Genomic DNA, 852 nt, shown 5'->3' with positions numbered 1-852 from the left:
GCTTGCAAAATATTTTGGCGATTAGTATCAACCATTTTTGAAGCTTGTGTTTTATCTTTCTTATTAATAGCCTCTTCCAATGCATCAAACTTATTATGCATTTCTTCCGCTAAATTAGTGTTTTTCTTCTCTACAGGAGGTAATACAGAAGTATGAAAAGCTTCATGAAGGCTTTCATACTCATTTCCAGCACTTTGGAAATCACCTTTTTGAATCTCACTTTGAAGCTTGGTTAGTCCATCTAATTCAGATTGGAAGTCTTTCTCCGCTTGTGATGGGTTCGATTCTTCACTGTGCTGTTCTTCTGTATCATTATTTGAATGTTTATGTGAAGATTGATTGTTTGAATCAGTTGTTTGTTTATCATTTCCCTTTGAGTTACATGCCGATAGGGCTATAACCAACAGAATAGTAAGCATCAAACTTAATAAATTTTTGGATTTCATTTTATTTCTCCCTTTTCAATGATGTTTTTCATGACTACTTTTGAACCAAATGCATATTCCAGTAATACTCAGAACTACCATGCATAGAGAAGCCAAATCAGTAAGCCACAAGATTGAATAATGTCCAATTCTTCCTGAGTGAAGTGCAAAGATGAACTTTTGAATCATCATTTCTTTATCCGAATCATAGCCAATTAGGGTTCTATGATTTAACAATAAACCTGTTATTGCCATAACTAATACAAGGAAGGAACCGATAATTCCTGTGATGCGGTGAATTTTCCTAATAATACGGTTCATAACTTTACTCCTACCTATAAATCCATCTGAACGGGATAATATCCAATATATTATACTAACACTTTTTCATTATAAAGTTAAAGTGTCCTTTTTCAACTAAACTGCC

The 852-nt window shown here is 33.3% G+C and carries 1 protein-coding gene and 1 pseudogene; both read right to left on the bottom strand.

Going from position 1 to position 852, the window contains the following annotated elements; all coding sequences use genetic code 11:
- Nucleotides 1–446: pseudogene (locus G8761_RS26710) on the bottom strand (hypothetical protein); the annotation flags it as partial.
- Between the two features lie 15 nt (nucleotides 447–461).
- Nucleotides 462–746, bottom strand: a complete 285-nt coding sequence (locus G8761_RS26705; RefSeq protein ID WP_166030959.1) for a PepSY domain-containing protein — start codon at nucleotides 744–746, stop codon at nucleotides 462–464.
- Nucleotides 747–852 lie beyond the last annotated feature (106 nt).

Source organism: Neobacillus terrae, assembly GCF_011393025.1.
Taxonomy (GTDB): Bacteria; Bacillota; Bacilli; order Bacillales; family Cytobacillaceae; genus Neobacillus_A; species Neobacillus_A terrae.
This window is presented reverse-complemented; position numbering and strand designations above follow the sequence as displayed.